The organism is Kitasatospora sp. NPDC056184, assembly GCF_042268405.1.
In the GTDB taxonomy this organism is placed as follows: Bacteria; Actinomycetota; Actinomycetes; order Streptomycetales; family Streptomycetaceae; genus Kitasatospora.
Window position 1 is genome coordinate 181,737 of record NZ_JBHJUI010000006.1, and the last position, 24,103, is coordinate 205,839.

General features: G+C 71.7%; 23 protein-coding genes and 2 tRNA genes. 10 read left to right on the forward strand and 15 right to left on the reverse strand.

Features of this window, described 5'->3' with window-relative positions:
* Positions 1–2: 2 nt before the first annotated feature.
* The 4 genes from ACFC0B_RS14815 to ACFC0B_RS14830 all read right to left on the reverse strand — a co-directional run bounded on the left by ACFC0B_RS14815 (position 3) and on the right by ACFC0B_RS14830 (position 1,021).
* Positions 3–464, reverse strand: coding sequence for a MaoC family dehydratase N-terminal domain-containing protein (locus tag ACFC0B_RS14815; protein ID WP_376086195.1), 462 nt, complete (start codon positions 462–464; stop codon positions 3–5).
* 119 nt (positions 465–583) lie between these two features.
* Positions 584–748 (reverse strand): 50S ribosomal protein L33, encoded by a 165-nt coding sequence (gene rpmG / locus ACFC0B_RS14820; protein ID WP_006604855.1) that lies wholly within the window; start codon positions 746–748, stop codon positions 584–586.
* Positions 749–832: 84 nt separating this feature from the next.
* Positions 833–905: transfer RNA gene (locus tag ACFC0B_RS14825), tRNA-Met, on the reverse strand.
* Positions 906–948: 43 nt separating this feature from the next.
* A tRNA-Thr gene (locus ACFC0B_RS14830) sits at positions 949–1,021 on the reverse strand.
* 238 nt (positions 1,022–1,259) lie between these two features.
* On the opposite strand from ACFC0B_RS14830, the gene ACFC0B_RS14835 reads away from it, so the two are divergent.
* Positions 1,260–2,543, forward strand: a complete 1,284-nt coding sequence (locus tag ACFC0B_RS14835) for a hydrolase (protein ID WP_376086196.1) — start codon at positions 1,260–1,262, stop codon at positions 2,541–2,543.
* A 202-nt stretch (positions 2,544–2,745) separates the two neighbouring features.
* Here ACFC0B_RS14835 and ACFC0B_RS14840 read toward each other — a convergent pair whose 3' ends face one another.
* The 8 genes from ACFC0B_RS14840 to ACFC0B_RS14875 form a co-directional block, all read right to left on the reverse strand.
* On the reverse strand, positions 2,746–3,423 hold the full coding sequence (locus ACFC0B_RS14840) for a response regulator (RefSeq protein ID WP_376086197.1): 678 nt from the start codon (positions 3,421–3,423) through the stop codon (positions 2,746–2,748).
* Positions 3,420–6,050, reverse strand: a complete 2,631-nt coding sequence (locus ACFC0B_RS14845) for an ATP-binding protein (RefSeq protein ID WP_376086198.1) — start codon at positions 6,048–6,050, stop codon at positions 3,420–3,422. The genes ACFC0B_RS14840 and ACFC0B_RS14845 overlap by 4 nt, the downstream gene beginning before the upstream one ends.
* A 115-nt stretch (positions 6,051–6,165) precedes the next feature.
* Positions 6,166–6,789 carry a potassium-transporting ATPase subunit KdpC gene (kdpC, locus tag ACFC0B_RS14850; protein ID WP_376086199.1) on the reverse strand — a complete coding sequence of 208 codons (624 nt, stop codon included), beginning with the start codon at positions 6,787–6,789 and terminating at the stop codon, positions 6,166–6,168.
* Between the two features lie 19 nt (positions 6,790–6,808).
* Entirely contained in the window at positions 6,809–8,938 is a 2,130-nt protein-coding gene (gene kdpB, locus ACFC0B_RS14855) for a potassium-transporting ATPase subunit KdpB (RefSeq protein ID WP_376086200.1), read from the reverse strand.
* Positions 8,938–10,599 (reverse strand): potassium-transporting ATPase subunit KdpA, encoded by a 1,662-nt coding sequence (gene kdpA / locus ACFC0B_RS14860; RefSeq protein ID WP_376086201.1) that lies wholly within the window; start codon positions 10,597–10,599, stop codon positions 8,938–8,940. The genes kdpB and kdpA overlap by 1 nt, the downstream gene beginning before the upstream one ends.
* Position 10,600: 1 nt before the next feature.
* On the reverse strand, positions 10,601–10,690 hold the full coding sequence (kdpF, locus tag ACFC0B_RS14865) for a K(+)-transporting ATPase subunit F (protein ID WP_344342429.1): 90 nt from the start codon (positions 10,688–10,690) through the stop codon (positions 10,601–10,603).
* 329 nt (positions 10,691–11,019) lie between these two features.
* Positions 11,020–13,014 (reverse strand): APC family permease, encoded by a 1,995-nt coding sequence (locus ACFC0B_RS14870; protein WP_376086386.1) that lies wholly within the window; start codon positions 13,012–13,014, stop codon positions 11,020–11,022.
* A gap of 347 nt (positions 13,015–13,361) precedes the next feature.
* Positions 13,362–15,194 carry an APC family permease gene (locus ACFC0B_RS14875; RefSeq protein ID WP_376086202.1) on the reverse strand — a complete coding sequence of 611 codons (1,833 nt, stop codon included), beginning with the start codon at positions 15,192–15,194 and terminating at the stop codon, positions 13,362–13,364.
* Positions 15,195–15,546: 352 nt separating this feature from the next.
* Between ACFC0B_RS14875 and ACFC0B_RS14880 the strand changes: the two genes are divergently transcribed.
* Positions 15,547–16,227: an HAD family hydrolase gene (locus tag ACFC0B_RS14880; protein ID WP_376086203.1), complete on the forward strand. Its 681-nt coding sequence runs from the start codon at positions 15,547–15,549 to the stop codon at positions 16,225–16,227.
* Between the two features lie 1,262 nt (positions 16,228–17,489).
* A complete protein-coding gene (locus ACFC0B_RS14885; RefSeq protein ID WP_376086204.1) occupies positions 17,490–18,266 on the forward strand; it encodes a hypothetical protein in 777 nt (258 codons plus the stop codon).
* A gap of 120 nt (positions 18,267–18,386) precedes the next feature.
* On the opposite strand, the gene ACFC0B_RS14890 is transcribed toward ACFC0B_RS14885, so the two are convergent.
* Positions 18,387–19,073: an HAD family hydrolase gene (locus ACFC0B_RS14890; protein ID WP_376086205.1), complete on the reverse strand. Its 687-nt coding sequence runs from the start codon at positions 19,071–19,073 to the stop codon at positions 18,387–18,389.
* A complete protein-coding gene (locus ACFC0B_RS14895) occupies positions 19,070–19,918 on the reverse strand; it encodes a GntR family transcriptional regulator (RefSeq protein WP_376086206.1) in 849 nt (282 codons plus the stop codon). The genes ACFC0B_RS14890 and ACFC0B_RS14895 overlap by 4 nt, the downstream gene beginning before the upstream one ends.
* Before the next feature lie 427 nt (positions 19,919–20,345).
* Here ACFC0B_RS14895 and ACFC0B_RS14900 point away from each other — a divergent pair, with 427 nt between their 5' ends.
* The 5 genes from ACFC0B_RS14900 to ACFC0B_RS14920 all read left to right on the forward strand — a co-directional run bounded on the left by ACFC0B_RS14900 (position 20,346) and on the right by ACFC0B_RS14920 (position 22,391).
* Positions 20,346–20,624 (forward strand): hypothetical protein, encoded by a 279-nt coding sequence (locus ACFC0B_RS14900; RefSeq protein WP_376086207.1) that lies wholly within the window; start codon positions 20,346–20,348, stop codon positions 20,622–20,624.
* Between the two features lie 91 nt (positions 20,625–20,715).
* On the forward strand, positions 20,716–21,738 hold the full coding sequence (locus tag ACFC0B_RS14905) for a DUF2637 domain-containing protein (RefSeq protein WP_376086208.1): 1,023 nt from the start codon (positions 20,716–20,718) through the stop codon (positions 21,736–21,738).
* Positions 21,735–21,977, forward strand: a complete 243-nt coding sequence (locus ACFC0B_RS14910; RefSeq protein WP_376086209.1) for a hypothetical protein — start codon at positions 21,735–21,737, stop codon at positions 21,975–21,977. The genes ACFC0B_RS14905 and ACFC0B_RS14910 overlap by 4 nt, the downstream gene beginning before the upstream one ends.
* Entirely contained in the window at positions 21,974–22,210 is a 237-nt protein-coding gene (locus ACFC0B_RS14915) for a hypothetical protein (protein WP_350561805.1), read from the forward strand. Before ACFC0B_RS14910 ends, ACFC0B_RS14915 begins: the two co-directional genes overlap by 4 nt.
* A gap of 1 nt (position 22,211) precedes the next feature.
* Positions 22,212–22,391, forward strand: coding sequence for a hypothetical protein (locus ACFC0B_RS14920; protein ID WP_376086210.1), 180 nt, complete (start codon positions 22,212–22,214; stop codon positions 22,389–22,391).
* Positions 22,392–22,630: 239 nt separating this feature from the next.
* On the opposite strand, the gene ACFC0B_RS14925 is transcribed toward ACFC0B_RS14920, so the two are convergent.
* Positions 22,631–22,774, reverse strand: coding sequence for a hypothetical protein (locus ACFC0B_RS14925; RefSeq protein WP_376086211.1), 144 nt, complete (start codon positions 22,772–22,774; stop codon positions 22,631–22,633).
* A 69-nt stretch (positions 22,775–22,843) separates the two neighbouring features.
* Between ACFC0B_RS14925 and ACFC0B_RS14930 the strand changes: the two genes are divergently transcribed.
* Positions 22,844–23,677 carry a hypothetical protein gene (locus ACFC0B_RS14930; RefSeq protein ID WP_376086212.1) on the forward strand — a complete coding sequence of 278 codons (834 nt, stop codon included), beginning with the start codon at positions 22,844–22,846 and terminating at the stop codon, positions 23,675–23,677.
* A 15-nt stretch (positions 23,678–23,692) separates the two neighbouring features.
* Entirely contained in the window at positions 23,693–24,100 is a 408-nt protein-coding gene (locus ACFC0B_RS14935) for a hypothetical protein (RefSeq protein ID WP_376086213.1), read from the forward strand.
* The last annotated feature ends 3 nt before the right edge of the window (positions 24,101–24,103 follow it).

Genomic DNA, 24,103 nt, shown 5'->3' on the forward strand with positions numbered 1-24,103 from the left:
GCTCACTCCCCCGCCTTCTCGTCGGCGGCCCGGGCCACCAGGGTCATGACGGACGTCACCACGTGCTCGCCGGACTCGTCCGCGATCTCGCCGCGCACGGTGAGCACGTCGTTGCCGGCCAGCGACTTGATGTTGTCGACGGTGACCGAGACGGTCAGCCGGTCGCCGGCCCGCACCGGGCGGGTGTAGCTGAACTTCTGGTCGCCGTGCACGACCCGGCTGTAGTCCAGGCCGAGCTCCGGGTCCTGGACCACCTGGGCGGAGGCCCGCATGCTGAGCAGGATCGGGAAGGTCGGCGGGGCGATCACGTCCGGGTGGCCGAGCGCCTTGGCCGCCTCCGGGTCGGTGTACGCCGGGTTGGCGTCACCGACCGCGACGGCGAACTCACGGATCTTCTCCCGGCCGACCTCGTAGGGCTCGGTGGGCGGATACGTCCGCCCGATGAAGGAGGGGTCGAGCGCCATCGGCAAGCTCCTCGGAAACGCGGTGGACAAACGAAAAAAACTCCGGACCGCAACCCAATGAGGGATGCGGCCCGGAGTCGTAGACCTGGTTCACACAGGCCCGATGCCCTGCGAGAGGGTCAGCGGGTCTCGCGGTGCGCGGTGTGCGAGTTGCAGCGGGGGCAGTGCTTCTTCATCTCAAGACGGTCCGGGTCGTTACGCCGGTTCTTCTTGGTGATGTAGTTCCGCTCCTTGCACTCCACGCAGGCCAGCGTGATCTTCGGGCGGACATCGGTGGCAGCCACGGGAGTGCCTTCCTTGGACAATGAATGAGAACACAGACAAGAGTAGCCGACCGGGAGTGCGATCTCCCGACCGACTACGCGGGGTAGCGGTGACCGGACTTGAACCGGTGACACAGCGATTATGAGCCGCTTGCTCTACCAACTGAGCTACACCGCCACAGTGATCCGGAGCACAGTCGAAACTGACTCCTTCTCACCAGAGCCCCCATGCGGAATCGAACCGCAGACCTTCTCCTTACCATGGAGACGCTCTACCGACTGAGCTATAGGGGCGAACGAGGAAGAGATTACACGTTCCGCGCCCAGAGGTGAAATCCGTATCCGGCGGCGAAGTCCGCAGGTCCGCGGCGCGCACGGCCGGTCGATCGAAGGCCGGGCGTTCGACCGGCCTCCTCGGCCGCGGCCCGACCCGATACGACTTTTGCCCGCCTCCCGGCACCCCGGGCCCGCCGCCCGTAGGCTCGTCGCTCATTGACCCGAGCAGGAGCCGGACGCGAGAAGGAGCCGGGCGATGGACAGCGCAGCCGCCGACGGACCGCAGCCCGGCCCCGGCCCGGCCGCCAACCCGCTCGGGCACGGACCCGTCCTGCTGCTCACCGGGGCCAGGCTGGCGGACGGCCGGGTGGTGGACGTGCGGATCAGCGGCGACCGGATCCAGGCCGTCGGCACCGCCGGCGGACTCGGCCCGCTGCCCGCCCTGCCCGGTGCCCCCACCGTCACCACCGGGGCCCGGATCGACCTGCGCGGCTACCTGCTGCTGCCCGCCCCGGCCGAGGCCCACGCGCACTACGACGTGGCCTTCTCCGCCGCGCTGACCGCTCCCCCGCCGGAGACCTCCACCGACCTCACCCGCCGGGTCACCGAGGCCGCGCTGACCTCGCTCGGCTACGGCGCGACCGCCCAGCGCACCCACGTCCGGATCGGCGACGTGCACGGGCTGCGCCGGCTGGAGGCGGTGCTCACCGCCCAGCAGGCGCTGCGCGGCCTCGCCGAGCTGCAGGCGGTGGCGATGCCCCGGCTGCTGACCGGCCTGGCCGGGGCGGACGGCCGGGCCCAGCTGCGGGACGCGCTCAAGCTCGGCGCCACCGCGGCCGGCGGCTGCCCCGAGCTGGACCCGGACCCGGCGGGCTACGTCCAGCTGCTGCTGGAGGCCGCCCGGGAGGCGGACTGCCCGGTGGACCTGCACACCACCGCCGCCGACCCGGGCCGGCTGGCCCGGCTGGCCGGGGCGCTCGCCCCACTGCGGCCCCGGGTGGTGCTCGGGCCGTGCGGGTCGCTCGCGCCGGGCGCCTCGACGGTGCTGGCCAACGCGGGGATCCGGGTGGTCTGCCTGCCGCAGAACGGCGGCTGCGCGGGGCTGGAGGGCCTGGCCGCCGGACTGCGGCCGGCGCTGCTGCGCGAGCTGGTGAAGGCCCGGGTGCCGCTGGCGGCCGGCAGCGGATCGCTGCGGGACGGCGCCAATCCGGTCGGGCGGGCCGATCCGCTGGAGGCCGCGTACCTGCTGGCGGCGGGCGGCGTGCTGGACGTGGAGGCGGCCTACGACGCGGTGTCCAACCAGGCGCGGCTGGCGCTCGGACTGCCGCCGGTGCGGGTGGACGCCGGCTTCCCGGCCGAGCTGCTGGCGGTGCGCGGGGACAGCCTGGCCGGGGCGCTGGCGGGCGGGCACAGCCGGCTCGTGGTGCACAGCGGGCGGGTGGTCAGCCGGACCAGCGCGGTGCGCGAGTTCGCCGACACGGTGGCCCTGGCGCTGCCCCGGCAGGCGGACGGCACGGACGGGCGCGGGCCGAGCGAGTGATCGGGGCGCGCGGCATGGCACCGCGCGCCCCTCCCCACCAACTGGCCGCCGGAGCGGCGAAGCGGCCCCGGACATCCCCCACTGGAGCGGGGCCGCTTCCTCACCGCTGACGCTACGCCCGCGAAGGACCCCTTCCGGCGGCTCTTGACGCCCTGTTGGCGTCGCGGGAGCCGTCCTTGACGGCTCGTTGACGCACGGGCCGTCAGGGCTCGTAGCGGTAGCCGATCCCGGGCTCGGTGATCAGGTGGCGCGGCCGGGCCGGGTCGCGCTCCAGCTTCCGCCGCAGGCCGGCCAGGTAGACCCGCAGGTAGTTGCCGTGCTGCTCCTGGGCCGGACCCCAGACCTCGCGCAGGATCCGCCGCCCGGGCACCAGCCGGCCGGGGTTGGCCAGCAGCAGGGCGAGGATCCGCCACTCGGTCGGGGTGAGCCGCACCGGGCCGTCCGGACCGGTCACCGTGGTGGCCGCGAGGTCCACGGTGTGGTCGCCGATCACCGGCGCGGACCCGGCCGGGTCGGCGACCGGCGGGCGGCGCAGCACGGCCCGCAGCCGGGCCAGCAGCTCCTCCATCAGGAACGGCTTGGTGAGGTAGTCGTCGGCGCCCGCGTCCAGCGCGCCGATCCTGTCGGCGGCGCCGGAGCGGCCGGACAGCACGATGATCGGCACCGCGCTGCGGCGGCGCAGGCCGCGCAGGACGTCCATGCCGTCCAGGTCGGGCAGGCCGAGGTCGAGCAGGACGGCGTCCGGGCTGTGGTGCGCGGCGCGGTCCAGGGCCTCGCCGCCGGTGGCGGCGGTGCGGACGGCGTACTGCCGCGCGCCCAGGTTGATCCGCAGGGTGCGCAGCAGCGCGGGCTCGTCGTCGACGACGAGGATCTCGCTCATGCGGGGCCCTCCCCCGGGTACGCGGTCGACGGGACGTCGGCCGGTGCGAAGGCGGCCGGTGGGAAGTCGGCCGGTGGGAAGTCGGGCGGCGGGACGTCCGACGGCGGCTTCGCGGCGGGCAGGGTGAGCAGCATGGTGGTGCCGCCGCCGGGGGTGTCCTCGACCTCCAGGCCGCCGCCCATCGCCTCGGCCAGGCCGCGGGAGAGCGCGAGGCCGAGGCCGACGCCCTGGGTGTTGTCGGTGTCGCCGAGGCGCTGGAAGGGCAGGAAGACCCGGTCGCGGTCCTCGGGGGCGATGCCGGGGCCGCGGTCGATCACCCGCAGCTCGACCCGCTCGGCGTGGTGGCTGGCGGCGACCAGGACGGGTGCGCCGGGGGCGTTGTACCGCAGCGCGTTGGTGATCACGTTGGCGAGGACGCGCTCCAGCAGCGGCGGGTCGGCGAGGACGGGCGGCACGGTCTCCAGGTCGAGCGGCTGGACGGGCGCGTACGGGTCGGCGAGCGAGTCGAGGGCGCGCGGCAGGATCTCGTCGAGGTGGGTCTCGGCGAGGTGGAGGGTGAGCGCGCCGGCCTGGAGGCGGCTCATGTCGAGCAGGTTGTCCACCAGACGGGTGAGTTTGACGAGGGACTCGTCGGCGGTGGCGAGGAGTTCGGCCTGGTCCTCGGGCGAGAACTCGACGTCCGGGCTGCGCAGCGAGCCGACCGAGGCGAGCGCGGCGGCCAGCGGGGTGCGCAGGTCGTGGCTGACGGCGGCGAGCAGGGCGGTGCGCATCCGGTCGGCGGCCTTGATCGGTTCGACCTCGGCGGCGACCACGGCGAGCCGGTCGCGCTCCAGGGCGGCGGCGACGTGCGCGGCGAAGGCGGTGAGCACGCGCTGGTCGGCGGCGGGCAGCCGGCGGCCGGTGAGGACGAGGACGGCGTCGGGGCCGACCGGGACCTCGGTGGTCTCGCCGGCCTGCCCGGGGCCGGGTTCGCCGCCGCCGTCGCAGGAGGCCAGCACCTCGCCGCCGGTGCGCTCCAGCAGGGCGACGGTCCGCATGCCGAAGGCGGTGCGGGACTTCTCCAGCAGGGCGGGCAGCGCGTCGGCGCCGCGCAGCACGCTGCCGGCCAGGGTGGACAGGGTCTCGGCCTCGGCGGTGGCCCGGGCGGCCCGGGCGGTGAGCCGGGTGGCGTGGTCGACGACGGTGGAGACGGTCAGCGCGACGGCGGCGAAGACCACCAGGGCGATGATGTTGTTGGTCTCGCCGATGGTGAAGTTGTGGACGGGCGGGATGAAGAAGTAGTTCAGCAGCACCGAGGCGACCAGCGAGGCCACCAGGGCCGAGGTCGCGCCGCCGAGCAGGGCCACCGCCACCACGCCGAGCTGGAAGATCAGCGCGTCGGTGGTGAGGTTGACGGTCTCGTGGAACTGCGAGAGCAGCGCGGTCAGCAGCCAGGGCACCACCAGGCCGGAGAGGAAGCCGGCGACGGTGCGCCGCCGGGAGTGGCGGCGGCCGAGCGCGGGCAGCCGGCCGCGGCCGGTGAACTCGTGGGTGACCATGTGGACGTCGATGTCCTCGGAGGCGTCCACGGTGGTCTCGCCGATGCCGGGGCCGGTGAGGAAGCGGGTGATCCGGCCGCGCCGGCTGGTGCCGAGCACGAGCTGGGTGGCGTCGTGGGCGCGGGCGAAGGCGAGCAGCGCGGTGGGGATGTCGTCGCCGACGACCACGTGGTAGCTGCCGCCGAGGCTCTCCACCAGCTGCCGCTGCTGGGCGAGCGCGCCGGAGGAGGCGCCGGCCAGGCCGTCGCTGCGGGTGACGTGGACGGCGAGCAGGTCGCCGCCGGCGGTCCGGTCCGAGATGCGGGCGGCGCGGCGGATCAGGGTCTCGCCCTCGGGTCCGCCGGTGAGGGCGACCACGACGCGTTCGCGGGTCTCCCAGACCCGGTCGATGTTGTGGCTGGCCCGGTAGTCGCGCAGGCCCTCGTCGACCCGCCCGGCCACCCAGAGCAGGGCGAGTTCGCGCAGGGCGGTGAGGTTGCCGACCCGGAAGTAGTGGGAGAGCGCGGCGTCCACCTTCTCCGCCCTGTAGACGTTGCCGTGGGCCATCCGGCGGCGCAGCGCCTGGGGGGCCATGTCGACGAGTTCGATCTGCTCGGCCCGGCGGACCACCTCGTCCGGGACGGTTTCGCGCTGCGGGGTGCCGGTGATCTTGCGGACGACGTCGTTCAGCGATTCCAGGTGCTGGACGTTGACGGTGGTGATGACGTCGATCCCGGCGGCCAGCAGGTCCTCGACGTCCTGCCAGCGCTTGCCGTTGCGCCCGCCGGGGATGTTGGTGTGGGCGAGTTCGTCGACCAGGGCGACGGCGGGCCGGCGGGCGAGCACGGCGTCGAGGTCCATCTCCTCGAAATCGGTGTCCCGGTAGGAGCGGTGGGCCCGCGGCAGGACCTCCAGGCCGTCGAGCATGGCCTCGGTGTGCCGGCGGCCGTGGCACTCGATCCAGCCGACGACGACGTCCGCGCCGCGGTCCTGTCTGCGGTGGGCCTCGTCCAGCATCCGGTAGGTCTTGCCGACACCGGGGGCCGAGCCGAGGTACACCCTCAGCCGGCCGCGTCGGTGGCCGGTGCCGGGGGTGAGGTCGCGGGCCATGGGCGCTGCTCTTTCGTCGTCTGCGGCGTACGGGGGACGGACGGCGGGCCGATCCGGGTCCGGGGTGGTCCCCCGGCCCGGATCGGCCCGTCTCAGGTGCTCGGCCGATCGGCCGTCACCTCTGGTCCGCCAGCGCCCTGTTCAGCAGGACGACGTTGACGCCCGGCTGTCCGAGGAAGCCCAGGGGGCGGCCGTCGGTGTGCGTGTCGACCAGCTTGCGGACGGTGTCGACCGGCAGGTCGCGGGCCTTGGCGACCCGCTCGACCTGCTCCTGGGCGTAGGCGGTGGAGATGTGCGGGTCGAGGCCGGAGCCGGAGGCGGTGACCGCGTCGGCCGGGACGCTCGCCGGGTCGACGCCGTCGAACGCGGCGACGGCCTGGCGGCGTTCCTCGACGGTCTTGGCGAGGTCCACGCTGTTGGGGCCCAGGTTGGAGGCGCCGGAGGCCTTGGGGTCGTAGGCGCCGGGCCGCGGCTGGAACCACCGCGGGTCCGGCCGGGGGGCCTCGTCCGGGTCGTCGGGGTTCTGCTGGGGGAGGTTGAAGTTCTGGCCGAGCAGGCTGGAGCCGGCCTCCTTGCCGTCGACCTTCACGATCGAGCCGTTGGCCCGGTCGTTGAACACGGCCTGGGCGGCGCCGGTGACCAGCAGCGGGTAGGCGATGCCGAGGAGCACCGTCAGGACCAGCAGGGCGCGCAGCGCGGTGAGGTAGGTGCGCACGGCGGTGGGCAGGGGCTTGGACATGATGCGTTCTCCTCTCTTGCTAGTTGAGGCCGGGGATGAACTGGACGACCAGGTCGATCAGTTTGATGCCGACGAACGGGACGACCAGGCCGCCGAAGCCGTAGAGGCCGATGTTGCGGCGCAGCAGGGAGCCGGCGTCGGTGGGGCGGTACTTCACGCCGCGCAGGGCCAGCGGGATGAGGCCGACGATGACCAGGGCGTTGAAGACGATGGCCGAGGTGATCGCGGACTGCGGGCTGTGCAGGTGCATGATGTTGAGCTTCTCCAGGCCCGGGTACACGGCCGCGAACATCGCCGGGATGATCGCGAAGTACTTCGCGACGTCGTTGGCGATGGAGAAGGTGGTCAGGGCGCCGCGGGTGATCAGGAGCTGCTTGCCGATCTCGACGATCTCGATCAGCTTGGTGGGGTTGGAGTCCAGGTCGACCATGTTGCCGGCCTCCTTGGCCGCCATGGTGCCGGTGTTCATCGCGACCCCGACGTCGGCCTGGGCGAGGGCGGGGGCGTCGTTGGTGCCGTCGCCCGTCATCGCGACCAGCTTGCCGCCGGCCTGCTCCTTCTTGATCAGGGCCATCTTGTCCTCGGGGGTGGCCTCGGCGAGGAAGTCGTCCACGCCCGCCTCCTCCGCGATCGCCCGGGCGGTCAGCGGGTTGTCGCCGGTGATCATGACGGTGCGGATGCCCATCCGGCGCAGCTCGTCGAACCGCTCCCGCATGCCCTCCTTCACCACGTCCTTGAGGTGGATCACACCGAGCGCCTTCGGAGCCGCGGTGCCGATGCGCGACGCGACGACCAACGGGGTGCCGCCGGCCGCGGAGATGCCGTCGACCAGGGAGGAGACCTCCTCGGTGAGGGTGCCGCCGTTGCCGGTGACCCAGGTGGACACCGCCGCGGCCGCGCCCTTGCGGACCTGGCGGGCCCCCTCGGGCTCGTCGAGGTCGACGCCGGACATCCGGGTCTGCGCGGTGAACGGCACCCAGGTGGCGTGGGTCAGCTCGCCCTGGGCGCGAGCCCGCAGGCCGTAGCCGGTCTTCGCCAGGACGACGATCGAGCGGCCCTCCGGCGTCTCGTCGGCCAGCGAGGAGAGCTGGGCGGCGTCGGCCAGTTCCCCGGTGGACACCCCGGTCACGGCGAGGAACTCGGAGGCCTGGCGGTTGCCGAGGGTGATGGTGCCGGTCTTGTCGAGCAGCAGGGTGTTGACGTCGCCGGCGGCCTCGACGGCGCGCCCCGACATCGCCAGCACGTTGCGCTGCACCAGCCGGTCCATGCCCGCGATGCCGATCGCGGAGAGCAGCGCGCCGATCGTCGTCGGGATCAGCGCCACGATCAGCGCGACCAGCACGATCATCGACTGCGGGGCGCCCGCGTAGGTCGCCATCGGCTGCAGGGTGACGACCGCGACCAGGAAGACGATGGTCAGCGAGGCCAGCAGGATGTTGAGCGCGATCTCGTTGGGCGTCTTCTGCCGGGCGGCGCCCTCGACCAGGGCGATCATCCGGTCGATGAAGGTCTTGCCGGGCTCGGAGGAGATCTTCACCACGATCCGGTCGGAGAGCACCTTGGTGCCGCCGGTCACCGCGGAGCGGTCACCGCCCGACTCGCGGATCACCGGCGCGGACTCACCCGTGATCGCCGACTCGTCGACGGAGGCTACGCCCTCGACGACGTCCCCGTCGCCCGGGATGATCTGCCCGGCCTCGACCACCACGTGGTCGCCGAGCCGCAGCGCGGTGCCGGGCACCTCCTCCTCGGCCCGCGACGCCGGCCAGCCGGTGAGCCGGCGGGCCGTGGTGTCGGTCTTGGTGCGGCGCAGGGTGTCCGCCTGCGCCTTGCCCCGGCCCTCGGCGACGGCCTCGGCCAGGTTGGCGAAGACCGTGGTCAGCCAGAGCCAGACGGTGATCGACCAGGCGAACACGCTCGGGTCGGCCATCGCGGAGACGGTGGTGACGATCGAGCCGACCTCGACCACGAACATCACCGGGTTCTTGACCATCACCCGGGGGTCGAGCTTCTTCACCGCGTCCGGCAGGGACGCCAGGATCAGCTTGGGGTCCAGCAGGCCGCTGGAGACTCTGTGCGCCGCCTCGGCGGACGCCGGCTCCGGCTGCGGGGCCGGCTGCCCGGTCTTCTCGGTAAGGGTGGACGACATCAGGAGAGACCTTCCGCGATCGGCCCGAGGGCCAGGGCCGGGAAGTAGGTGAGGCCGACGACGATCAGGACGACGCCCGACAGCAGGCCCACGAACAGCGGCTTGTGAGTGGGCAGGGTGCCCGGGGTGGCGGGGACCGGCTGCTGCTGCGCGAGCGCGCCGGCCAGGGCGAGGACGAACACCATCGGCAGGAACCGGCCGAACACCATGGCCAGGCCGATCGCGGTGTCGTACCAGTCGGTGTTGACCGTGATGCCGCCGAACGCCGACCCGTTGTTGTTCGCGCCCGAGGTGAACGCGTACAGCACCTCGGAGAAGCCGTGGGCACCGGTGTTGAGCATCCCGGCCCGCTCGCCCGGCAGCGCCATCGCCACACCCGTGCCCACCAGCACGATCGTCGGCGTGGTCAGGATGTAGAGGGAGGCGAACTTCATCTCCCGCCCGCCCAGCTTCTTGCCCAGGTACTCCGGGGTGCGCCCGACCATCAGGCCGGCCACGAAGACCGCCACGACCGCCAGCACCAGCATCCCGTACAGGCCCGAGCCCACCCCGCCGGGCGCGATCTCGCCCAGCATCATGTTGAACATCGTCAGCCCGCCGCCGAACGGCGTGTACGAGTCGTGGAAGGAGTTCACCGCACCGGTCGAGGTCAGCGTCGTCGACGCCGCGAACAGGCTGGACGCCGCGATGCCGAAGCGCTGCTCCTTGCCCTCCATCGCCCCGCCGGCCGCCTGCAGGGCGCTGCCCGCGTGCTGCGACTCGGAGAGGGTGATCAGCGCCGTCGAGGCGATCCAGAACAGCGCCATCACGGAGACGATCGCGTAGCCCTGGCGGTGGTCGCCGACCATCCGGCCGAAGGCGCGCGGCAGCGCGAACGGGATCAGCAGGATGAGGAAGACCTCGACCAGGTTCGAGAAGCCGCTCGGGTTCTCGAAGGGGTGCGCCGAGTTGGCGTTGTAGAAGCCGCCGCCGTTGGTGCCCAGCAGCTTGATGACCTCCTGGGAGGCCACCGGCCCGCCCGGGACCGCCTGCGGGTCGCCCACCAGGGTGGTGACCTCGTGGAAGCCGTGGAAGTTCTGCACCACGCCGCTCGCCACCAGGACCAGGGCGAAGACGATCGCCACCGGCAGCAGCAGGCGCAGGCTGATCCGGGTGAGGTCCACCCAGAAGTTGCCGACCCGGTCGGTCCGGTTGCGCGTGAACCCGCGGATCAGGGTCGCGACGACGGCGATGCCGACGGCCGCGGAGACGAAGTTCTGCACCGCGAGGCCGGCCATCTGGGCCAGGTGCCCCATCGCGGCCTCGCCGCTGTAGGACTGCCAGTTGGTGTTGGCCGTGAAGGAGATCGCGGTGTTCCAGGCCTGGTGGCCCGGCATCTGCTCGACACCCAGGCCCAGCGGCAGCCACTGCTGGACGCGGATCAGACCGTAGAGGAAGAGGACGGAGACGGCGGAGAAGGCCAGCACCGAGCGCAGGTAGACGGACCAGCGCTGGTCGGCGTCCGCGTCCACGCCGATCACCTTGTAGAGCGCCTTCTCGGCTCTCAGGTGCTGGGAGGTGGTGAGGATGCGGGCGATGTAGTCGCCCAGGGGCCGGTAGCACAGGGCCAGCGCGCCCACCAGGGCGAGGACCTGCAGCCAGCCCGCGAGAGTCGAGCCCATGTCAGAACTTCTCCGGGTAGATCAGCGCCACGACGAGGTAGCCGACGAGCGCGACGGCCACGATGAGACCCACGACGTTCTCCGCACTCACAGCTTCTCCACCCCCCGCGCGATCAGGGCGATGACGCCGAACACGGCGAGCGTGACGGCGACGTAGATGAGATCGGACATGGCTCCACCACGGTGGCTCGGAGGTGGCCGCGTCGCCCGCGCCGGAGCGCGGGGTGCGGCGCCGGCGGCGGGCCGGCAAGGCCAGCCAACCGCGCTCACGGAGCGTCAACGGCTCTCTTGACGCCCTCCATACGGCGCCCGTTCGATTGTTGACGGGCTCCATACGAGGGCTTGTCCGGGCCGTGACCGGGTGCGCGAAGGCCCCGGACGGCGGGTGCCGTCCGGGGCCTCGTTCCCGTGCGCGGGCGCCTACCCGCGCTCGGGGGCCGCCGCCTTCTCCCGCTCGGCGCGCTGCTCGGGCTCGCCTCGCCGGACCGCGCCGGGGGCGCGCCGCGAGGGCCGGTTCGCCCGGCTGGAGGAGGTCAGCTGCCACGGCACGCTGATCACCATCACCCCCGGCGTGAACAGCAGCCGGCTCTTCAGCCAGAGCGCCGACTGGTTGTGCAGCAGGTGCTCCCACCAGTGGCCGACCACGTACTCGGGGATGAACACCGCCACCGCGTCCCGCGGGCTGGCCCGCCGCTGGTCCCGCACGTACTGCACCACCGGCTTGGTGATCTCCCGGTAGGGCGAGTCCAGCACCTTCAACGGCACCTGGACATCCAGCTCCCGCCACCGGCGCTCCAACTCCCCGGTGGCGTCCTGCTCCACCGCGACGGTGAGCGCCTCCAGCGAGTCCGGCGCGAAGGCCTGGGCGTAGCCGAGCGCCCGCAGGGTCGGCTTGTGCACCTTGGAGACCAGCACGATGCCGTGCACCTTGGACGGGCGCACCGGCTCGGCCGGCCCGTCCTCCACCGCCAGCTCCTCGGCGACGCTGTCGTAGTGCCGCCGGATGCCGCGCATCATCAGCCACAGCACCACCGCCGCGACCACGGCCAGCCAGGCGCCCTGGGTGAACTTGGTCAGCAGCACGATGACCAGCACCAGCGCCGTGGTGACCGCGCCGAAGAAGTTGATCGCCCGGGAACGCTGGGCGGCGCCGCGCACCGCCGGGTCGGTCTCGGTGGCCAGGGCCCGGTTCCAGTGCCGCACCATGCCGATCTGCGACAGCGTGAAGGAGGTGAAGACGCCCAGGATGTAGAGGTGGATGAGGCTGGTGACGTCCGCGTCGTACAGCCAGAGCAGCCCGCCGGCCACCACCGCGAGCGCGATGATGCCGTTGGAGAAGGCCAGCCGGTCGCCGCGGGTGTGCATCTGCCGGGGCAGGTAGCGGTGCTCGGCCAGGATCGAGGCGAGCAGCGGGAAGCCGTTGAACGCCGTGTTGGCCGCCAGGATCAGCACCAGCGCGGTGACCGCCTGCACCGCGTAGAAGAGGACGCTGTGGTCGCCGCCGAAGATCGCCGCCGCCAGCTGGGCGATCACGGTCTGCTGGGGCGCGCTCGCGCAGTCCCCCGGGAAGCCGCTGAGGTGGCAGGTGTCGTCGGTGATGTGGACCTCGGAGATCAGCGCCAGCGAGGTGATGCCGACGAACATGACCACGGCCGTGGTGCCCATCACGGCCATCGTCGCGGCGGCGTTCCTCGACTTCGGCGCCCGGAACGCCGGTACGCCGTTGGAGATCGCCTCCACGCCGGTCAGCGCCGTGCAGCCGGAGGCGAACGCCCGCAGTCCCAGCATCAGCAGCCCCAGCCCGGCCAGGGAGTCCTTGCCGTCCTCCGGCACGATCCCGTACGCGGCGCTGGACGCCACCGGCGCGTCGCCGAACGCCACCCGGATCAGGCCGGTGACCACCATCAGCAGGATCGCGCCGATGAACAGGTAGGTCGGCGCGGCGAAGGCCTTGCCGGACTCGCGGACGCCGCGCAGGTTCATCGCCATCAGCAGCACGACGAAGCCGAGCGCCAGCTCCACCCGGTGGTCCGCCAGCGAGGGCAGCGCCGAGATGATGTTGTCCACGCCGGAGGCCACCGAGACGGCGACCGTCATCACGTAGTCGACCAGCAGCGAGGCGGCCACCACCAGGCCCGAGTTGGCGCCCAGGTTGCGGGAGACCACCTCGTAGGAGCCGCCGCCGCTCGGGTAGGCGTGCACGACCTGGCGGTAGGACATCACCACGACCGCCATCAGCGCGACCACGCCGGCCGCGACCCACGGGGTCAGGTAGAGGAAGGCGGTGCCGCCGACGGTGAGCACCAGCAGGATCTCCTGGGTCGCGTAGGCGACCGAGGAGAGCGGGTCGGAGGCGAAGATCGGCAGGGCCAGGCGCTTGGGGAGCAGGGTCTCCCCGAGCTCCTCGCTGCGCATGGCTCTGCCGATCACGAGGCGCTTGAGCGCCTGGGGCACGTTGAACACATCGGCGAGCGTAAGCGCGTGCGATGGGCGCGCAATGGGCCGTTCCGGCGTGCCCGGATCGCCGCGAACGACGGAGGGGCGGGATGTTTTCGCAGGTCGAAGCCGCTATGGGCGGGGCCTGGCGGGTGGGCCGGGGGCGTTTCGAGGGCGTTAAGGGGGGCCGTTAAGACATCGTCAAGATATGACGATCAGGCCGCTTACATCGGACATACCGTCGCAATTCAATCCGGGGGGGGTGATTGTCCGACTATCCACCTCCTCGGCTGTTCGCATCCCCGGCTGTTCGCATCCCCGACTGTTCACATCCGCATCCGGAGCCGGCAGACCACCGCGTCGGTGTGCCGGCGCAGCGCCCGGTCGATGACGGCGCCGCGGCGGTTCTGCAGGGCGCGCTGCCAGGGGCGGGCGGGTTCGACCTCGGGGATGAGGACGGTGAGGCGGTCGTAGGCGTGCTCGGCGGCGAGGTCGTTGACGAAGGCGGCGATCGGCGGACCGAGGCGTCGGTGCGCGTCCGGGATCTCGATCAGCGGTACGCCGGGCTGCCACAGCTCCCAGTCCCGGCGCAGCGCCTCGGCCTCGTCCGGCTCGTGGACGACGGTGACGGCGAGGACCTCGTCGCCGAGGGAGAGGGCGGCGGAGAGGCCGTCGCGGGTGAGGCGGGTGATGGCGGTGACGGGCACGACGACGAGGCTGCGCTGCGGGGTGAGCGGTCCGGGGACGCGGCCCAGTTCGAGGCGCTCGCCGATCCTGGCGTAGCCGCGGTGCACCGCCTCGAACAGCAGGACCAGCAGCGGCAGGGCCAGGCAGATGCCCCAGGCGCCCTCGGTGAACTTGGTGCCGGTGACGACGAGGGCGGCGGTGCCGGTGAGCAGCGCGCCGAACCCGTTCAGCGCCGCCCTCCACCGCCAGCCGGCCGGCTTCCCGGCGTACCAGTGGCGGACCATGCCGACCTGGCAGACGGTGAAGCCGACGAACACGCCGATGGCGAAGAGCGGGACCAGGCTGTTGACGTCGCCGCCCGAGCCGGCCAGCAGCAGCGCGGAGACGGCGGCCAGGAAGAGCACGCCGTGGCGGTGGACCTGGCGGTCGGCGCGCAGGGCGAAGACGTGCGGCAGGTGGTTGTCGCGGGCCAGCAGGTGCAGCAGGACGGGCAGGCCGCCGAAGGAGGTGTTGGCGGCCAGGCCGAGCAGAACGACGGTGGCGAACTGCACCAGGTAGAAGCCGGCGCCGTGGCCGAGCGAGGCGTCGGCCAGCTGGGCGAGCACGGTGACGCCCTCGACCGGTTGGAGGTGGAAGCGGCCGATCAGTACGGCCAGTCCGATCAGCATCACGCCGAGCAGCGCGCCGAGCGCGACCTCGGTGTGCTGCGCGCGCTTCACGCCCGGCGCGCGGAAGGACGGGACGGCGTTCGCCACCGCCTCCACCCCGGTCAGCGCCGAGCAGCCGGCCGCGAAGGCCTTGAGCAGCAGCAACGCACCCACCGCCGTGGCGTTCTCCGTCAGCACCGACGCGTGCCCGTCGGCCGCCGCCGTGCTCACCGGCGCGTCCCGGAACAGGCCGACCACGACGATCGCCAGGATCGACAGCACGAAGACGGCGGTCGGCGCCATGAACCAGCGGGCCGACTCGGCGATCCCGCGCAGGTTCACCGCCGTCACCAGCGCCAGCACGCCCAGGCAGAGCCAGACCCGGTCCTCGTACAGGCCCGGCACCGCCGACGTCAGCGCCGCCACCCCGGCCGTCACCGACACCGCCACGTTCAGCACGTAGTCCACCACCAGCGAGGCCGCCGCCGTCAGCGCCGTCCGCCGGCCCAGGTGCGCCTTGGCCACCGCGTAGGAGCCGCCCCCGTCCGGGAACGCCGCGATCACCTGCCGGTACGAGGCGACCAGCACCGCCAGCAGCACCGCGATCGCCGCCGTGACGGGCAGCGTGAACCCGAGGCCGTACGCTCCCGCCGCGGCGAGCACCAGCACCACGGACTCCGGCCCGTACGCCACCGAGGCCATCGCGTCCAGCGACAGCGCCGCCAGCCCCCCGAGCGCGGTCAGCCGATGCCGGTCAGCGGCGCTCCCGCCGGTATCCGGCGGCTCGGGCTCGGCGGTGAGGGCCGGGGCGACGGGGCTGGACATCGGACGGAACCTCCGCAGTCGATCGGTTGCTCCGATCCTGCGGGCGGCGCCCGGTCCCACCCGGCGGCCCCTACGCGTTCCTGACGCGCCGCCGCCCGCTCTTGACGGGCCCTTGACGGCGGCCGGGGGCGACTGGGCGGGGTGGGTGGACCGCTGTCCCGGCGGGCGCCGGTTGGGAAGACGATCAGCTCTTTCGGAGGACTCCCGGCGCGTGCACGCACGCCCGGGACTGCTCGGCAGCCAAGCTGAACGGTCCGACCCCACCCCTGCCCCACCACTGTGCTGCCTGCCCCAGGTAATTGCAAGTCATTCGCAATAACCCCACCCCCTCGCCGTCGACTACCCTCCGCACATGTTCAACTACCCTCCGACCGACGCCTCGCCCCTCCTCCTCATCGACCTGGACCACACCCTGGTCGAACGCGACGGCGACGCCGACGCCTGGGCCCCCGCCTTCTGCGCCGCCCACGACCTGCCCGCCGAGGCCGCCCCCGTCGTCCGCACCCTCTTCCGCGCCGACCGCTCCCCCACCGGCTTCGGCCGCATCGGCGCCCGCTTCCGCCTCCCCCACTCGGGCGCCACCCTCTGGGAGCAGCACGTCACCCACGAGGCCGGCCGCACCCACCTGATCCCCGGCGTCCCCGAAGCCCTCGCCGCCCTCCGCGCGGCCGGCTGGACCATCGCCGTCGTCACCAACGGCCGCGCCGACATCCAGCGCGCCAAACTCGCCCGCACCGGCCTGCTCCCCGCCGTCGACGCCGTCTGCGTCTCCGAGGAGGCCGGCGTCCGCAAACCCGACCCCGCGATCTTCCACCTCGCCGCCGCCCGCCTCGGCCGCACCCTCGCCCCCACCGACTGGATGGTCGGCAACAACCCCGCCACCGACCTCTGCGGCGCCCACGCCACCGGCATCCGCTCCATCTGGATCACCCCCACCCCGCCCCCGCCCCTCCCCCCGTCCCACCCCGCCCCCACCCACACCGCCCCCGACACCCCCACCGCCGCCACCCTCCTCCTCACCCTCCCCCGATGACTCCCCGAAACGACGAAAGGCCCCCGATCCACGTTTCCGTGGATCGGGGGCCTTCCATCTATCCTGTGGCTGGTGCAGGGTTCGAACCTGCGTAGCTTGCGCGACAGATTTACAGACCGCTGACCAGACACGTTCTGACCTGCGGACTCTCGGACCAGGGCCAGACCTGGTCCGCCCCTGGTCCGGATCATGGCGATGGCGAGCCTCACCAATCCCGCCTCCGCGAGTACCCGAAGGGCCAGGCTCAGCCGACATCTCCGCTGGCCCAGCCCAGCCCTTCAATCAGTCACAGTTCCTTAGGACCTGCTCTTGACCAGGGTGTTCACCACCCGGGGCGGCCAAGAGTTGGGTACTGGTGTCGGATCCCAGCTCGCGTCGAGAGCCTCGGGAGCTGCGCCGCTTGATCACAGGCAGCACTGCACCACACACAGCTGCAGCTGTTGCGATCGGCGTGGCAAGACTCGGGGCCAGCCACACCAGTCCAGCCGCAGAGAGTGAGGCCCCGAACACGGCGATGAGAGGTAGAGAGCTTCGGATGCCATGTGCCGAGCGGCGCGTTCGGCGTACATTCATAGGGCATTACCTGCCTGATCTGTCTGCTAGATGCTGAGCGGTGATGCAGTGAGCGGCTTCCCGGGCCAGGGAGGCCGCTCACGTCGTGCTGCTCCCACTTTGATCCATCCCTGGCGCCGACATGGCTCCATCCAGTTGACCCTTTGGCCCGCATGACCACCCTGCGGGCGGCCTCATCGCGGAGAAAACCGCAGCTAGTCGAGCCACAAGCTCTGCGGCCAAAGGGTGACAAAGAGCCACGTGACCCTTTGGCCCGCATGACCACCCTGCGAGTAGCCGATTCCGGAAGAACCTGCAGGTAGCCAGCCATGAGGCATTGCGGCCAAAGGGTGACAATGGGATCCTGGGCCCGCTTCGCGCCCCTTGCAAGCACCTGGCATGCGAAGATGCGGTCACGCAGGCGGGGAGGACGTGTGTCGAGGAACGATGAGAGGCTTGCCAAACGCAGGCAGACTCTAGATGCCCTAGCACCTCAGGTTTTGAGCGCCACCCGATGGTTGCATCTGATCCACCAAAGGGGCACCAAGCCAGCATGGGTAAGGGTCAGGGCCGACCTCTTCTGGCGAGACCAATTCACCAGTGAGTCATTTCGAGAGCTTCCTATCTGCAGGATCGCCGCACCCCGCGGCCTAAACCTCCAACTGTATCTGATTGCTCTCTTTGAAGCTCAATGCAGGAAGCGCAGTGGCGTGGCAGGACCGAGCCCGCTACCAATTATTAGCACTGAGCCAGAAGAGGCATCATGGGTCAGGGTTGTCGCATCCCAGGCAAAGGAAAACGTAGAGGCGAAGAGGCAGATTACAGAATCAGGAAACCGCGCCAGGCAAGTCAAGTCAGGATTTCAACGACTAGCCTCCGAGGGCCTAGTTAGGGTAATCAAATCCTCGCGAGGCGCCATCTCGATCATGCCTCTTCACGAGTCCGGAATCGCCGACTCCAGGGTTAATGAATACGTGATTCCAGAGTGGGACTCTGGGCGACTAATCCTCCTACCGACCGAATTCTTCACGGATGGCTGGATCTTCATCCTGTCGCAGTCCGAGATCCGGATGTATCTGGTACTCCTGCACATGGCGCGGAGGTTCCGCACGAACCACCGCGAGACAGGGGTCTACTGCGCCGGCAGCATTCGCGATTACGAGTACTTCCTCTCAAGGGATGTCTACGAGGCGCATCTCCTACTGGAGGGATTCGGCCTAATCCGGCGGGTAGCCTCAGGGGATCGCCATTTCGATGGGAAGCTGATCCAGTTTCACCGCCGCCTAGAGAGGGGCGATCTGATGCCTGCACACCGATTTAAAGTGATGCCGCGACTAGCCCACGTTCGAAACCCGATGGCAAAGGTCAAACGAGTACTCAGTGAGCACTCCGGCGCAAGGGAGTCAAACTCCCGGTCCACTGGCATCACCTTTACTAGGGGGGTGTACGCCGCAAAGCGGGATAAGTTTGACACCAGTGCCTTTTAGTGGCAATCGCACCTGTTCGCCACTAACTTATCGCCCGCTTAACATAGAACTCCCTGCGATACTTTCGGCCACCTTCATGATCTTGCCCAGGGAAATGTCGAAATGGAGATACTAATCTCTTCAATCCAAGGCGCTCGCAATGCACTGCATCGAGTCAACAATTACTACAGCACCCGCTGCCGCCAGCCTGATGCCCTTCCCGGGCTTGTTGGCGTAGCCGATCGTTAGAACTCCGGCAGCCTCCCCGGCCTCGACGTCGCGGGCCGCATCGCCGATGAAGATGCAGTGCTCCGGCCCAGCGCCTACGGCTTCCATGGCTTCGATCAGGAGGCGCGGGTTCGGCTTCATGGAGGAGGGGTCGCCCGGGGCGCGTCCGAAGACGCCGGCCACGTAGTCGCTGAGGCCGTGCTCGGTGAGGTATGCCTCGATGGCCGCGCCTGCGTTGTTGCTGACCACGGAGACCAACCGACCGGAGCGTGCAGCAACCTGCAAAACCGATTCTCCGCCCGGGGTCGGGCGGGCCACCCGGACAGCTTCGGTCTCCAGCGCGGCTAGCACGGCGTCCGTGCTCTCCGTGAGATCAGGCCGGGCGTCCGCAACCAGGCGGAGCAGGGCGAGTGGGTCGGCCTCCTCTTCCGCGCCGGCCGGGGCCTGCTCGCCAGCGGTGAGCAGGCCCTCACGGAGTCGGCGCGCGACCTCCGGGGCGGGGAGGCCGGCGAAGACCGAGCACACCGGGCCGTCGAAGTCGAGGAGCACGTGCTTCACCGGCCGCAGCACGTCGGCGAGTTGCTGAGGGGTGGCGATCATGGCTGCCGCTCGTACGCGATCGTGCTCCACACGCTGTCGAACCACATCTGGGCCTGCTGGACGTACTGCGATCCGAGCGAGGCGTCGTCCGGACCGGCGGCGTGGTGGAACAGGGTGGTGTCCTTGCCGGTGACGTCGTAGAAGGTGTGGTCGGTGTCGTCGATCGCCACGGTGCGCTCGCGGAGCGGGTAGAAGCCGAAGAACGCCTCCTGCCGGTTCAGGATGTACAGCTTGAACAGGCTTGACGCCCGGTGGACCTTGACCTGGACGCTCGCCTTCTGGACGAGGCCCAGCTCGGCCAGCATCTCCACCGAGTGTGCGATCCCGCCGGCGTTCGTCAGGGCGATGTTGCGGGCGCGCTGCCGGAGGGCGGCCTCGTCCTGGAGGCCGTCGACGAGCACCGGCACGGCCATGGGCGCCGTGGTGTCCGGCAGCAGCAACCGGATGGTGATGGACTCCGGCGCCAGCCGGCCGGAGCGGACCTTGTCCAGCGGCTCCTGGAGCGCGTTGTGCAGCGTCTCGCTGGAGAAGCCAGCGAAGTCGAGGGTCACCTGCTGCTGCTCGAAGGCCGCTTCGAGGTGAGGCCGCAGCCCGACCGGCCGGGACGTCCGCTCCCGGACGAAGGAGCCGCTCCCCTGCCGCGTCACGATCAGCCCCTCGGTGCGGAGCAGGTCGAGCGCCTTGTCCACCGTGCCGCGCGCCACGCCGAAGTGCTTCGCCAGCTCGGGGCCTGAGGGGAGCTTGTCGCCGGTCTCGAAGCCCGGCTTCTTGGTGAGGATCGAGGCCCGCAGAGAGCTGCCGACCTGCTGATACGGGGGGCGCGAGTCGTCCGGGTCCAAGGCCATGGACCAATGCTAGGGCAGGTGCCCAACAGGCGCGAGAAACCCAACTCTCTTGACCTGCCTAGGCAGGTTCTCTATGTTGTGAGTGTCGCACCGAGTGAGACCGGGGGTGACACAGAGGGGCCTTCTTTGGGCTGCTCTGACCTGTACGAATGCGCCCGTGAATGGCCGGCCTACCGCCGTGCCCAGGGCGAAGGGGCCCGGGACAGATCGGGTCGAGGCATCCCGGCGCCTTGTCAGATCGGAGACCTAGATCAAAAAGGCCGCGCCCGCCTCAAGGGCGCAGACCTGCTGGCTGTCCTGGGCAACCGGGGCGGCCAGTGCTGTTGATCAACGTTGGCCGGGCCTGTGAGAACGGGGCCGCCGCGCCTTCCTTGGCCGGAGCGCGGCGACCCCTCACGGGCCCACACCCCAGAGAAGAGGTAGGCCCATGAGGCTGATTATCGCGGGCCAGACGGCCGCGGACGACGACGAGTTCGCCGAGTTGGCGCTCGGCGTGGACGAGCAGCTGTTCGCCGGGGTGCCCGGCGAGGACGAGTTCGAGCGCGCGGCCCGGCTGGACGCGGCGCACGCGATGCTGGCGGACCTGCGCCGGGAGGACCCGGAGCTGGCCGCCTTCGCCGAGCGCCTGCTGCGGTGGGCGCCGGTGCCGTTGCGGCGCCCGGCGGTCATCCGCCGCACCGCGAGCACCGACCGGGTGGCGGCGTGAACGCCAACGAGTTCACCGCGCTCACGGTTGCCGTGAGCGCGCTCACCGGCCGCTCACGGCGCCCGGTTCGGAGGTCGCGATGAAGGCGGCGATGAGTCCCGTTCAGATCCGTTCGGCCGAGCGGGCGCTGAGCGTCGGGACGTGGGCGATCACGTTCGGCGCGGTCCTCTACAGCGTGCTCACGGTGACCCCGCTCATGGCTGGCCACACCCCGAAGGGCTGGCAGTGGACGGCGCCGATCCTGCCGATCGTCGTCGACGCGGCGGTGGTCATCGTCGTGCGAATGGACGCCACGCTCGCCCGCCTGAACGGCGACGGCGGGCGCTGGCCGGTGGTCCTGCGCTGGATGACCGGCCTCATGACGGTGCTGCTCAACATCGGTCTGAGTGCCCTGGACCGGGACGGGGTCGGGGTCGCGGTCCACTCGGTCGCGCCGCTGCTGCTGATCGTCACCGCTGAGACGTCCCTCGCCTATCGGCGGGCGATCGGCGCCGCGCTGGCCGCCCGAGAGGCCGCTGAGCGGGCCGAGCGCGAACAGCGCGAACAGCGGGCCGAGGCCCGGCGACAGGAGGAGCGCGCCGACCGGATCGAGCGCTTCGAGTCCGCGGCGAAAGCCGAGCGTGAGCGCCGTGAGCACGACGCGAGCGTGGCCCGCGAGCAGCGTGAGCACGAGGCGGGCATGGCCCGCGAGCAGCGCGCGGAGACCGCACGCCGCGAGGCGGCGGAGCGCGAGGAGAAGGCCCGGCGGGAGGCCGCCGAGCGGGCCGAGCGCGAGCGTCGTGAGCACGAACGGCGTGAGCGTGAGCGCCGTGAGCGCGAAGCGAGCGATCGTGAGCACGCCGCCCGGGCCGAGGCCGAACGACGCGAGCGGGAGGCCGCCGAGCGCGCCCGCGCCGAGCTGCTGGCCGCCGGTCCCGCCGAGGAGCGCCTGCCGGAGGAGCGTGCCCGCGAGGTGGTCAAGGCCGCCATCGAGGCCGGGCTGCCGCAGCGCCAGGCGGTGGAGCTGACCGGCTGGTCCGTCGGCTGGATCGCCGCCCGCTACAAGGAACACCCCGTCGCCCGGCCCGCCCTGCACGCCGTCCCCACCACGACCGCTGAGGAGCAGGCATCGTGACCGTCGAGCCCACGGCCGACCCGCAGTTCATCACCTACATGGCCGCCTTCCAGGCGGCCACGGAGCACACCGCCACCTGCGCGCCGTGCCAGGACGGGCGGCCCTGCCCGATCGGCGACCCGATCCATCACGCCTTCCTCACCGAGAAGGCCGCCTGGGAGGACGAGCAGCGCCGCCGCTTCCGCAGCCTGCAGGTCGACTCCGGCATGCCGGGCGGCAAGGCCGGCGGTGTGAAGTGAAGGCGATCACTTCCCTGCCGCTGGTCGGCACCGTCCGCCGTGACGGCGTGGCCTACCGGGTCGCCGACCCCGTGCCGCTGGACGTGGTCAGCGGCCTGATCCGCGAGCCGTGGTGCTCGCGCCTGGTGGTCTCCGACGCCCGCAACGGCGGCGCCGGCCCCGCCGAGTTCACCGCGATGTGCGTGGTCGACGGCGAGCCGTTCGTCCTCGTCGGCCGGATCGGGGGCCGCTGAGATGGCCCTCCTTTCCCGCCGCACCGAGTCCCGGCCCAGCACGCGCACCGACACCCCGGACCACGTCGACGCCGACGGCCGGACCTGGACCGGCGACGACTACGACGAGGCCCGCGCCAACGGCCGCCCGCTGAACGCCCCGCGCACCAGCCATAGCAACAACCAGCTCGGCCGCCGCTGACCGCCCGAGGCGCGCACCCCGCACACTCTCCGTTGTGCGGGGTGCGCGCTTCTCCTGACCTGGAGATACGTACGTGATCGGCAACCTGATCTGCCTGCTCCTGCTCAGCGGGGACGCGGCGCTCACCTACTACTGCATCCGTCTGCTGGCCCGCCGTGGGGGGTGGAACCGGTGACCACCCCTCCGCCGAACGGTGACTGGGACGACGACCTCTCGGACATCCTGCAGAGGCTCGCCGCCTACACCACCCCCACGCCGCCGGCCCCGCCGGTTCCGCCGCGGCCCGCCGTGCCGCCGATGCCCTCGGTGCCGCCGACCGTCCCGTCCCCGGGGCCGTCCGGCCCGGGCGCCGAGCCGGTCAACGCCCCGGAGTGGTGGCGCAAGGACGGCCCCACCCCCGTGCACACCCCCGTCCCGCTCGGCGCCGCCCAGGGCAGGGCGCCCGGCCGTCCATGGAGGCCGCCGCGGCCGCGTTCTGGGCGCCCGTCGGGCGGATCCTCACCGAGCAGGTCCCGCACATCGCCTCGCAGGTCGGCCAGCAGGTCGGCCAGCTCCTCACCGAGACCGAGGCCCAGCGCCACGCCCGCGAGCAGGTCCAGTACGAGGCCCTGATCAACTCCCAGCGAGCGGTGCGCGACGCCCAGTACGCCGCCGCCGGCGAAACCCCCGAGCAGCGCGCCGAGCGCCACCGCGTCGAGCAGATCCTCACCCCCGACCACCGCCGGGACGACCTCGTCGGCCTGGTCGACCTGCTCGCCGACCGGATTGGAGAGACCCCGGAGGAGCGCGCCGCCCGCCGCCAGGCCGAACAGGAGCTGGACCGGCAGCGGGCCCGCGCCAGGGAGGACGCCGTCCTGGCCGCCCGGGGGGAGACCCCCGAGCAGCGCACCCGCCGCCACCGCCGCCAGCAGCTCGCCGACCGGCGCGAGGCCGCCACCCGGGCCCGCCGCCGGCGCCGCCGCACCGCCCGCGCCAAGGCCCCGTCCGACCGCACCCGGCGCTTCCGCCGCTGGTGCACCCTCACCGCGCTCAGCGCGACCGGCGGCTACGTCACCGGCCTGGTGCCGCTGATCAGCCCGGGCGGGCCGCTCGTCGGCCTGCTGCTGGCCGCCTTCGGCTGGGGCCTGGACCTGCTCGCCCGCGACGGGGGCCGCCTGCGGGTCTCCGAGGTCCGCGGCCCCGGACCCCTCGCGCTCCTGGTCGTCCTGCGCGTCCCGGTCGCCTCCGGCCTCGCCGTCGCCCTGGGCCTGGGCCCCGCCATCGCCGCCCTCCCCCTCTACCGCTGAAGGAGCACACCCGCCATGAGCAGCCTCATCGCCCTGGGCAGCGGCGGCGCCGCCACCGTCGCGACCTTCTACCTCTACGTCGGCATCCGCGGGAAGAACAAGATCGACGTCAAGCCGGACAACGTCCCCTACTGGTCCTACGGCATCGGGCTGCTCGCGGCCAACGCCGGCGCCGCGTTCCAGCAACTGCCCACCATCGGCCAACAGTTGAACGACGCGTTCCAGGGCAACCCGGCCATCGGGGAGTGGAAGCCCGGCGCCACCGCCGCCATCGCCACGATCGCGGTGTTCGGGCTCGCGCCCCGCGCGTGGAAGGACGCCCTCCTCGGCGCCATCAGCCCCTCCCTGTTCGTCTACGCCGGGGGCCTGTGGGCCATCCCCGGTTCGTTCCTCAGCAGCCTCCTCACCTCGGTCGTGGCCTGAGCC

Coding starts and splice junctions, on each gene's coding strand:
- ACFC0B_RS14930 (WP_376086212.1), top strand. CDS start 22,844: ATGGAGGCCGCCGCGGCCGCGTTCTGGGCGCCCGTCGGGCGGATCCTC.
- ACFC0B_RS14840 (WP_376086197.1), bottom strand. CDS start 3,423: ATGAGCGAGATCCTCGTCGTCGACGACGAGCCCGCGCTGCTGCGCACC.
- ACFC0B_RS14905 (WP_376086208.1), top strand. CDS start 20,716: ATGAGTCCCGTTCAGATCCGTTCGGCCGAGCGGGCGCTGAGCGTCGGG.
- ACFC0B_RS14880 (WP_376086203.1), top strand. CDS start 15,547: ATGTTCAACTACCCTCCGACCGACGCCTCGCCCCTCCTCCTCATCGAC.
- kdpA (WP_376086201.1), bottom strand. CDS start 10,599: ATGGGCTCGACTCTCGCGGGCTGGCTGCAGGTCCTCGCCCTGGTGGGC.
- ACFC0B_RS14815 (WP_376086195.1), bottom strand. CDS start 464: ATGGCGCTCGACCCCTCCTTCATCGGGCGGACGTATCCGCCCACCGAG.
- ACFC0B_RS14900 (WP_376086207.1), top strand. CDS start 20,346: ATGAGGCTGATTATCGCGGGCCAGACGGCCGCGGACGACGACGAGTTC.
- ACFC0B_RS14920 (WP_376086210.1), top strand. CDS start 22,212: ATGGCCCTCCTTTCCCGCCGCACCGAGTCCCGGCCCAGCACGCGCACC.
- ACFC0B_RS14935 (WP_376086213.1), top strand. CDS start 23,693: ATGAGCAGCCTCATCGCCCTGGGCAGCGGCGGCGCCGCCACCGTCGCG.
- ACFC0B_RS14845 (WP_376086198.1), bottom strand. CDS start 6,050: ATGGCCCGCGACCTCACCCCCGGCACCGGCCACCGACGCGGCCGGCTG.
- kdpC (WP_376086199.1), bottom strand. CDS start 6,789: ATGTCCAAGCCCCTGCCCACCGCCGTGCGCACCTACCTCACCGCGCTG.
- ACFC0B_RS14870 (WP_376086386.1), bottom strand. CDS start 13,014: ATGCGCAGCGAGGAGCTCGGGGAGACCCTGCTCCCCAAGCGCCTGGCC.
- ACFC0B_RS14835 (WP_376086196.1), top strand. CDS start 1,260: ATGGACAGCGCAGCCGCCGACGGACCGCAGCCCGGCCCCGGCCCGGCC.
- ACFC0B_RS14890 (WP_376086205.1), bottom strand. CDS start 19,073: ATGATCGCCACCCCTCAGCAACTCGCCGACGTGCTGCGGCCGGTGAAG.
- ACFC0B_RS14875 (WP_376086202.1), bottom strand. CDS start 15,194: ATGTCCAGCCCCGTCGCCCCGGCCCTCACCGCCGAGCCCGAGCCGCCG.
- ACFC0B_RS14895 (WP_376086206.1), bottom strand. CDS start 19,918: ATGGCCTTGGACCCGGACGACTCGCGCCCCCCGTATCAGCAGGTCGGC.
- kdpB (WP_376086200.1), bottom strand. CDS start 8,938: ATGTCGTCCACCCTTACCGAGAAGACCGGGCAGCCGGCCCCGCAGCCG.